This is a genomic window from Actinosynnema sp. NPDC059797, assembly GCF_042732085.1.
Classification (GTDB): Bacteria; Actinomycetota; Actinomycetes; order Mycobacteriales; family Pseudonocardiaceae; genus Actinosynnema.
Window position 1 is genome coordinate 1 of the sequence record NZ_JBHWIE010000267.1, and the last position, 9,642, is coordinate 9,642.

The window sequence follows — 9,642 nt, forward strand, 5'->3', positions numbered from 1 at the left end:
GCCGAGTGCCGTCCCCAGCGCCGTCGCGCCGGCCACCAGCAGCACGCCGATCGCGCCCGACAGCGCCAGCGCGCCCGCCACGCCGTCCCCGTGGGACAGCGACCACAGCACGTTGCCGACCGGCGGGGTGCGGCCCAGCAGGAGCAGCCCCACCACCAGGGCGGTCGCGGAGAGCAGCGACCACCCGACCCGGTCGACCACCGGTCGGCCGCACAGCACGCCCACCCCGACGCCGACCAGCGCGCACGCGGCCAGCCCGCCGAAACCCTGGACCACGACCGCGAGCGGGTACGGGCGCGGCTGGGTCAGCACCGGCACCACCGCCGCGACCAGCGCGAGCCCCAGCGCGCCCATGGCGGACAACGCGCTCGCCGCGACCTGCACCCGGGCCCAGCCGCCGGCCGCCACCACCGTGACCGCCCGCCGCACCGGGTCCTCGGCACCCGCCACGACGACCGCCAACCACGCCGACACGGGGTAGACCAGCACGCACGTCCCCGCGTAGGCGGCCAGGGGCGGCCCCGCGTCCGACGCGTACAGCATCCCCAGCACGGCCGCGAACAGCAGCAGCGGCGGCAGCCAGCGCTGGGTGCGCAGCACGTCCGCCAGCAGGTAACCCACGAGCGCCCTCACGACCGCACGCTCCGCACCGAGCAGCCCAGCCGCAGCGCCTCGGCCAGCACGCCGTCGCTGTGCCCGGCCCGCACCTCCACCCGCGCCCCGGCGCCGACCGGACGTGCCGACGACACCCCTGCCAGGCCGCTGATCAGCGCGAACGACTCCCCCACCCGGTCCAGCTCGATCACCACCACCCCGTCGCGCGCCTCGCCGAGGAACACCTCGCGCATCCCCGGCACGTCGTGCCCGTGGTGGTCGGTCAGCACCACGGCCGCCGCCGAGGAGCCCACCAGCTCGCCCAGCACGCCGCCGGCCGCCGCGTCCAGCCCGGACCACGGCTCGTCCAGCACCAGCAGGTCGGTCGCGTGCAGGGCCTGGACCAGCGCGACCTTCTGCGCGTTGCCCTTGGACAGGGTGGCCACGGGTGCGTCCGGGTCGCCCGCGAAGCCCAGCGCCTCGACCAGGTCCCACCTCAGGGGCGCGCCGCGCACGGCGGCCAGCCGGCGCAGGTACTCGCGGGCGGACAGCCGGACCCCGGTCGGGAAGCGCTCGGGCGCGTACCCGACCGACGCGCCGCGCGTGACGCGGCCGGTCGTGGGCGCGGTGACGCCCGCCGCGACGCGCAGCAGGGTCGACTTGCCGGAGCCGTTGCCGCCCCGCAGCGCGACCACCTCGCCCGGCGCGACGTCGAGCGAGAGGTCCCGCAGCACCCACGGGCCGCGGCCGTAGCGCTTGCCGATTCGATCAAGACGCACCACGGGTGTGATGATGCCCGGACCGAGGTGGGACCCGGTTGAAGGTTTATACAGGACACGCGTACTGTTTAGGGCAGGGAGGCACCGCACCCCGTGGTGCGGGAGACTCAGCAGAAGTTCCCGAACCGACTTTGCGCGTCACCAGATGGAGTTTCACGTGACTGCACCAGCGAGCAAGGACAGCTTCGGCGCCCGCGGCACGCTCACCGTCGGCGACGCCTCGTACGAGGTGTTCCGGCTGAGCGCGGTCGAGGGCGCCGAGCGCCTGCCGTACAGCTTGAAGATCCTGCTGGAGAACCTGCTGCGGACCGAGGACGGCGCGAACATCACCGCCGACCACGTACGCGCGCTGGGCGGCTGGGATCCGTCCGCCGAGCCGAACACCGAGATCCAGTTCTCGCCCGCCCGCGTGGTGATGCAGGACTTCACCGGTGTGCCCTGCGTGGTCGACCTGGCCACCATGCGCGAGGCCGTCACCCAGCTCGGCGGCGACCCCGCGAAGGTCAACCCGCTGGCGCCCGCCGAGCTGGTCATCGACCACTCGGTGATCGCCGACGTGTTCGGCCGGCCGGACGCGTTCGAGCTGAACGTGGACCTGGAGTACGAGCGCAACAGGGAGCGCTACCAGTTCCTGCGCTGGGGCCAGACCGCGTTCGACGAGTTCAAGGTCGTCCCGCCGGGCACCGGCATCGTCCACCAGGTCAACATCGAGCACCTGGCCCGCGTGGTCATGGTCCGCAACGGCCAGGCCTACCCGGACACCCTGGTCGGCACCGACTCGCACACCACGATGGTCAACGGCATCGGCGTGCTGGGCTGGGGCGTCGGCGGCATCGAGGCCGAGGCCGCGATGCTCGGCCAGCCGGTGTCCATGCTGATCCCGCGCGTGGTGGGCTTCAAGCTGCACGGCGAGCTGCCCGCCGGCGCGACGGCCACCGACCTGGTGCTGACCATCACCGAGATGCTGCGCAAGCACGGCGTGGTCGGCAAGTTCGTCGAGTTCTACGGCTCGGGCGTGGGCGCGGTGCCGCTGGCCAACCGCGCCACCATCGGCAACATGAGCCCCGAGTTCGGCTCGACCTGCGCGATCTTCCCGATCGACGGCGAGACCATCGACTACCTGAAGCTGACCGGCCGCTCGGCCGAGCAGCTGGCGCTGGTCGAGGCGTACGCCAAGGAGCAGGGCCTGTGGCACGACCCGGAGGTCGAGCCGGTCTACTCCGAGAACCTGGAGCTGGACCTGTCGACGGTCGTGCCGTCGATCGCCGGCCCCAAGCGCCCGCAGGACCGCATCGAGCTGGCCAGTGCCAAGGAGGCGTTCCGCCAGGCGCTGGGCGCGTACGTGTCCGACACCGAGGAGACCTCCGGGTCCAGCGTGGACGAGGCCGTCGAGGAGACGTTCCCGGCCAGCGACCCGATCTCGCCCGCCGACGGCGACGCGGGCGGCGAGCCGCGCGTGTTCCACTCGGCCGCCGAGGGCAGCGAGGGCCGGCCGTCCAACCCGGTCAAGGTGTCCCTGGACGGCGCCGAGTTCGAGCTGGACCACGGCGCGGTCGCGATCGCCGCGATCACCTCGTGCACCAACACCTCGAACCCGTCGGTGATGATCGGCGCGGCGCTGCTGGCGAAGAAGGCCGTGGAGAAGGGCCTGGAGCGCAAGCCGTGGGTGAAGACCACCCTGGCGCCGGGCTCCAAAGTCGTCATGGACTACTACGAGCGCGCCGGCCTGCTGCCGTACCTGGAGAAGCTGGGCTTCCACCTGGTCGGCTACGGCTGCACCACGTGCATCGGCAACTCGGGCCCGCTGCAGGACGAGATCTCGGCGGGCATCAACCAGGGCGACCTGGCCGCGGTGTCGGTGCTGTCGGGCAACCGGAACTTCGAGGGCCGGATCAATCCCGACATCAAGATGAACTACCTGGCGTCCCCGCCGCTGGTGGTGGCGTACGCGCTGGCCGGCACGATGGACAAGGACATCACCACCGAGCCGCTGGGCACGGACGCCGCGGGCGAGCCGGTCTACCTGGCCGACATCTGGCCGTCGCCGCAGGAGATCTCCGAGGTCGTCGCGTCGGCGATCTCGCCGGAGGGCTTCACCAAGGGCTACGCGGACGTGTTCGCGGGCGACCAGCGCTGGCAGCAGCTGCCCACGCCGACCGGCAACACGTTCGAGTGGGACGCGGACTCCACCTACGTGCGCAAGCCCCCGTACTTCGAGGGCATGGAGATGGAGCCGGCCCCGGTGACCGACATCGGCGGCGCGCGCGTGCTGGCGCTGCTGGGCGACTCGGTGACCACCGACCACATCTCCCCGGCCGGCGCGATCAAGGTCGACTCGCCCGCGGGCAAGTACCTGACCGAGCACGGCGTGGAGCGCAAGGACTTCAACTCGTACGGGTCGCGGCGCGGCAACCACGAGGTGATGATCCGGGGCACGTTCGCCAACATCCGGCTGCGGAACCTGCTGCTCGCCGACGAGAACAACGGGCAGGGCGTCCAGGGCGGCTTCACCCGCAACTTCCTGGCCGGCGGCGAGCAGACCACGATCTACGACGCGTCGGTGGCCTACGCCGAGGCGGGCGTCCCGCTGGTCGTGCTGGCCGGCAAGGAGTACGGCTCCGGCTCGTCCCGCGACTGGGCGGCCAAGGGCACCTCGCTGCTGGGCGTGCGGGCGGTGATCGCCGAGTCCTTCGAGCGCATCCACCGCTCCAACCTCATCGGCATGGGCGTGCTGCCGCTGCAGTTCCCCGAGGGCGAGAACGCGGCGTCCCTGGGCCTGGACGGCACGGAGACGTTCGACTTCACCGGCATCACCGAGCTGAACGGCGGCGAGACGCCGCGCACGGTGCACGTGGTGGCGACCAAGGAGGACGGTTCCAAGACGGAGTTCGACGCGGTCGTCCGCATCGACACGCCGGGCGAGGCCGACTACTACCGCAACGGCGGCATCATGCAGTACGTGCTGCGCAAGATGGTCCGCAGCTGAGCCGAGGACCGAGGAGGGGCCGTTCACCGGGTGGTGGGCGGCCCCTTTTCCATGCCACCCCCTCTGGAATTCCACTCGAACACCCGGTCGAGATCAATCGAAATCGTCGAACCGGTACACCCATGTGAATCTTTTTGACATATCCGAACAGCACCCCTATTGCTGAACAGGAGGACGTCGCCACCGTTCCCGCCCACGCACCAGCCGACACCGACGTCGGCCGAGTCCAACGGAGGACTTCGTGAGGAGAACAACCGCGCTCGCGTTATCCGCGGCGCTCGCAGGCGGATTCACGTCAGCCGTCGCCGGTGCGGCGCCGGCCGCCGCCGAGGCGGCGCCCATCGGTTTCGCCTCCGTCAACGCACTGGGGCAGAACGGCACCACCGGCGGCGCGGGCGGTCAGACCGTCACGGTCACCAACCGCACCCAGTTCGAGGCCGCGGTCGAGCGCACCGAGCCCTTGGTCATCCAGGTCAACGGCACCATCCAGCTCAGCGGGATGCTCGACGTCGAGTCCGACAAGACCATCATCGGCGTCGGCACGAGCGGCCGGATCACCGGCGGCGGCCTCGACGTCGACGGCACGCACAACGTCATCATCCGCAACCTGACCTTCACCGGCGCCAACGACGACGCCATCAACATCACCGACGGCGCGCACCACGTCTGGGTCGACCACAACGACCTGTCCGGCGCCCACGACGGCGCGCTGGACGTCAAACGCGGCTCCGACTACGTCACCGTCTCCTGGAACCACTTCCACGACCAGACCAAGAACTCGCTGGTCGGCCACTCCGACGGCAACGGCGGCCAGGACCGCGGCAAGCTCCGCGTCACCTACCACCACAACTTCTTCGACGGCACCGCGGAGCGCAACCCGCGCGTCCGGTTCGCCGACCCGGTGCACGTGTTCAACAACTACTACCGCGACGTCCGGGGGACCGACTCCTACGGCGCGGCCACCGCGATGGACGCGGGCGTGCTGGTCGAGGGCAACTACTTCGAGGACGTCGCCTCGCCGACGAAGGTCCAGATCTTCGAGTCCGACCCCGGCCGCCTGGTCGAGCGCAACAACGTCTACGTCAACTCCGGTGCGCCCGAGTCGGACGGCACGGTCACCGAGCCGCGCACCTACTACGCCTACACCGTGGACGACCCGAACACCGTGCCGGCCAGGGTCCTCGCGGGCGCGGGCGTCGGCAGGCTGGGCTCACCCGCCCCCGACACCACGCCGCCCGCCGCGCCCGCCGGCCTCCGCTCGACCGGCGCCTCGGCGAACAGCGCGACGCTCACCTGGACCGCCGCCACCGACGACGTCGGCGTCGCCGGTTACACCGTCTACCGCGAGGCCGGCAGCACCGACGTGCGGGTCGGCTCCGCCACGGGCACCTCGTTCACCGTCACCGGCCTGAGCCCGGCCACCGGCTACACCTTCTACGTGGTGGCGCGGGACGCGGCGGGCAACACCTCGGCGCCGTCCGGCGCGGTCACCGTGCGCACGTCCGACCAGGGCGGCGGGCAGCCGGCCGACGGCCCGGTGGGCTTCGCGTCGGTCAACGCCCTCGGCCAGGACGGCACCACCGGCGGCGCGGGCGGCCCCGAGGTCACCGTCACCACCCCCGCCGACTTCATCGCCAACATCAAGGCCGACGGCCCCCGCGTGGTCAGGGTGCAGGGCCTGATCACCCTGCCCGCCGGCATGTACGACGTGTCGTCGGACAAGACGATCATCGGCGTGGGCGCGAACTCAGGCATCAGCGGCGGCGGCCTCAACATCGGCCTGCCCGCGGACGACGCCGTCACCTCGCCCCCGGCGAACGCGGTGCACAACGTGATCATCCGCAACCTGGTGTTCCGCAACGCCAACGACGACTCGATCAACGTCCAGATGTTCTCCCACCACGTCTGGATCGACCACAACGACCTGTCCGCGGGCAAGGACGGCCTGATCGACGTCAAGCGCGGGTCCAGCTACGTGACGATCTCGTGGAACCACACGCACCACCACACCAAGAACATGCTGCTGGGCCACGACGACGACAACGGCGCGCAGGACACCGGGTACCTGAAGGTCACCTACCACCACAACTGGTTCGACAAGACGCCGCAGCGCAACCCGCGCGTCCGGTTCGGCAACCCGGTGCACGTGTTCAACAACTACTTCCACGACAACAGCGACGTCGGCGTCGCCTGCCAGCAGAAGGCGGGCTGCTGGGTCGAGGGCAACTACTTCGAGGACGTCGAGGAGCCCATGACCACCAGCTACGCCGGCCCGAAGGGCAGCATCGTCGAGCGGGACAACCACTACGCGGGCGAGTCCGGCGACCCGGTGGTGGGCGGCTCGGTCGAGGACCCGGCCGGCTACTACCGGTACACCGCCGACCCCGCGGCCGACGTCAAGGCCATCGTCACGCAGGGCGCCGGCACCGGCAAGGTCTGACGCCGGCGCCGACGGCCGGGCCGCCCCCCGCACCGGGGGCGGCCCGGTTCACCGCGTGGTGAGGGTCAGCTCCCGGTCGGTGGGCGAGGTGGCCGTGACGGTCAGCGTGCGGGTGCCGGCGTCGTACTCCCACTCCGGCGCGTCCGCGCCGTTCACCGCCAACCGCGCGGGCTCGGCCACGCCGCGCAGCCGCACCGTCCACGTCCGCTCCGCGACCGCGCCCGCGAACGCCCCGGCGCGCGGCTCGACGGTCACCGAGCCGTCGTCCTCGGAGTAGCGGACGGTGGTGCGGGTGAACTCGCCCCGCCGGTACCCCAGGCCCTCCCCCGCGTCCTCGTACAGCTCGTAGGAGCCGGACGCGCCGGCGGCCACGTCGAGGACCAGGTCCCCGACCTGCTCCCGGGCGTTGGAGGTGTCGTCGGCGCTGGTCGGCAGGATGCCGCCGGCCCGCAGGAACACCGGCATGGTGTCGAGGTCCGAGGTCACCGTCGTCACGGTCGGCCCGGTGACGGTCTCGCCGGTGAAGTAGTTCGTCCACGTGCCCGGCGGCACCCACAGTTCCGTGGGCACGTCCTCGGTGCCCGGCGAGGTCACCGGCGCGACCAGCACGTCGTCGCCGTACATGAACTGCGAGGGGTGCTCGTACGCCTCCTCGTACCCCGGGTGGTCGAGGTACATCGGCCGGTTCATCGGCAGGCCCGTGTCGTACGCCTGCCGCGCCACCGTGTAGGTGTGCGGCAGCAGGGCCTTGCGCAGCTTGAGGAACTTCACCGCGGCGCCCTCGACGCCCGGGTAGTCCCAGGGCAGCCGGTAGCCGTGGTTGGAGTGCAGCCGCAGCAGCGGCTGGAACGCGCCGAACTGGACCCAGCGGGCGTAGAGGTCCTCGGGGAGCCGGTTCTCCTCGTTGCCCGCGTAGTTGTGGCCGCCGATGTCGTGCGACTGGTACGGCATCCCGATGTTGCCGCGGGCGGCCGTGTACTCCGAGGCGAACGCGAGCAGCTCCCAGGTGGAGGAGGTGTCCATCGACGTGTCGACGGTGTAGCGGTGCTCGGCCCACGGCCCGGCCGGGTAGACCTGGTTGCCGCCGTAACCGTTGTAACCGCCGCCGCTGCGGTTCCAGGAGAAGCCGCGCCGCCCCTTCTCCTCCGCGCGGCGGACGTACTCGGCGTTGAAGGCGCTGTCCGGGGAGATGCCCTCGGGGCGGAACCTGCTGCCGTCGCAGCACGAGTCGAGCCACCACAGCAGGTCCGGGTCCAACTCCTCGAACTCCCGGTGCAGGTCGAAGTACGCCTGGCGCTGGCGCGGGTCGCTCAGGTCGAACACCCGGCAGTCCATGTCGCCGCTCATCCCGCACTCGCCGGGTTCCAGCTCCTTGCCCGCGGTGCGCACGGCCTGTTCGTACTCGGGGTCGTTCGCGTCGATGCTGGGGTGGATGTTGAGCGCCACCCGCAGGCCCTGCTCCTCGGCCCAGCGGAAGAACCCCTCCGGGTCGGGGAACAGCTCCTCGTCCCAGTTCCAGCCGTTCCACTTGTTGGGGCTCTTGAAGTCGGTGTCCACGACCAGCACGTCCAGCGGGACGCCCGCCTCCTCGAACGCGGGCAGCAGCTCGTCCCGGTAGTAGTCCTGGTGGTGGGCGGCGTACCGGGAGTACCAGTTGCCGAACGCCTGGCGCGGCAGCATCACCGGCGGGCCGGTCAGCTCCTTGAGGTCGCGCAGCCCCTGGCGGTAGTCGTGGCCGTAGCCGAAGAAGTAGCCGTCCTGGTAGCCGTCGCGCTCCGCCCGGGGCGTGGTCGTGCCGTCGGGGTTGGCGATGGCGGTCTCGCTGTCGTCGAGCAGGTACCAGCCGTCGCGGCTGAGCAGCCCCTCGTACATCAGCACCGGCAGCGAGCGCGGCTGGTCGACGTAGTCGAGGCTGCGCCGCCAGCCGCCGAGGTTGGCGGCCGCGTGCTCGGCGCCGGCGTGCTCGGGGTAGCCGTCGCCGGGCGGGGTGACGGCCACGTGGTCGACGGCGGCGTCGCAACCGCCGTCGGGGCACCGGAGGGACAGGGGTGTCCTGCCGGCGGGCAGGGCCAGCACCGCGCTCGCCTCGGCCCACTCGCCGCCGGTCGGCTCCAGCGCGACCCGCCGCTCCTGGTCGCCGCCCGCGACGACGAGTTCCTGGGCGCGGTCCGCGCGGTAGCGGAAGTGGACCCGGTGCTCGCCCGCCGCGGTGACCCCCCGCTGGCTCCACTCGACCCCGGAGCCCGGGGCGGCCAGGTCCGCGACGTAGCCCGGACCGGTGTACCCGTCGGCGTCGCGCAGGCCCTGCGCGCCCTCCTGGGCGAGCATGGTCTCGGCCTCGCACACCTGGCCCAGGTCGCACACGCCGGGCGGGGCCCACACCGGCCGGGCGGTGACCGCCTCGTCGCCCGCCTCCAGCTCGACCTGGAGGTTGTCCGGCCCGAACCGGCCCGAGCCCTTCCGGTAGCGCAGCGTCAGCCGGTCCGTGCGGATCACCAGGGAGCCGTCGACCTCCTCGGTGGTGAACGCGGTGGTGCTCAGGCCGCGGTTGACCGCGTTGAAGGTGGGCCGGTCCTCGAACCGCCCGTCCTCGGCGTGCTCCGCGCGGATCAGGGTGGGCGTCAGCACCTGGAACCGGACGTCGCCGTCCACCACGGCGCCGGGGTGCTCCTCCCCGTCGCGGAACACGACCACGAGCACGGCGACGAGGACCGCCACGACGAGCACCGCGAGCAGCACCAGCACGCGCTTGGACATGGAACGAGGCCCCCCGGGGTGACGCGATCGGTTCTCCACCGATCCAGACGCCGAAGACCGCGAGGGGTTGCCCGGGAGCCGGAACC

The 9,642-nt window shown here is 71.8% G+C and carries 5 protein-coding genes; 2 read left to right on the plus strand and 3 right to left on the minus strand.

The window, feature by feature from the left end:
* Together ACFV4N_RS33705 and ACFV4N_RS33710 are read right to left on the minus strand one after the other, a co-directional pair.
* On the minus strand, positions 1-633 hold a 633-nt coding region (locus ACFV4N_RS33705; RefSeq protein WP_499676705.1), incomplete at its 3' end, for a hypothetical protein.
* Positions 630-1,376 (minus strand): ABC transporter ATP-binding protein, encoded by a 747-nt coding sequence (locus ACFV4N_RS33710; RefSeq protein ID WP_499676706.1) that lies wholly within the window; start codon positions 1,374-1,376, stop codon positions 630-632. The genes ACFV4N_RS33705 and ACFV4N_RS33710, both read right to left, overlap by 4 nt.
* Positions 1,377-1,530: 154 nt before the next feature.
* Between ACFV4N_RS33710 and ACFV4N_RS33715 the strand changes: the two genes are divergently transcribed.
* Both ACFV4N_RS33715 and ACFV4N_RS33720 read left to right on the plus strand, forming a co-directional pair.
* The gene (locus ACFV4N_RS33715) at positions 1,531-4,359 is read left to right on the plus strand and encodes an aconitate hydratase (RefSeq protein ID WP_499676707.1); all 2,829 of its coding nucleotides are present in this window, start codon (positions 1,531-1,533) and stop codon (positions 4,357-4,359) included.
* Positions 4,360-4,600: 241 nt separating this feature from the next.
* Complete coding sequence (locus ACFV4N_RS33720; RefSeq protein WP_499676708.1) at positions 4,601-6,799, plus strand: pectate lyase family protein; 2,199 nt, start codon at positions 4,601-4,603, stop codon at positions 6,797-6,799.
* Between the two features lie 48 nt (positions 6,800-6,847).
* Here the strand turns inward: ACFV4N_RS33720 and ACFV4N_RS33725 are convergent, their stop codons facing one another.
* Positions 6,848-9,556: a TIM-barrel domain-containing protein gene (locus ACFV4N_RS33725; RefSeq protein ID WP_499676709.1), complete on the minus strand. Its 2,709-nt coding sequence runs from the start codon at positions 9,554-9,556 to the stop codon at positions 6,848-6,850.
* Positions 9,557-9,642: the final 86 nt, after the last annotated feature.

What these genes read in the sequence shown, in the direction of transcription:
- ACFV4N_RS33725 (WP_499676709.1), bottom strand. Translation starts at nt 9,556, where the DNA reads ATGTCCAAGCGCGTGCTGGTGCTGCTCGCGGTGCTCGTCGTGGCGGTC.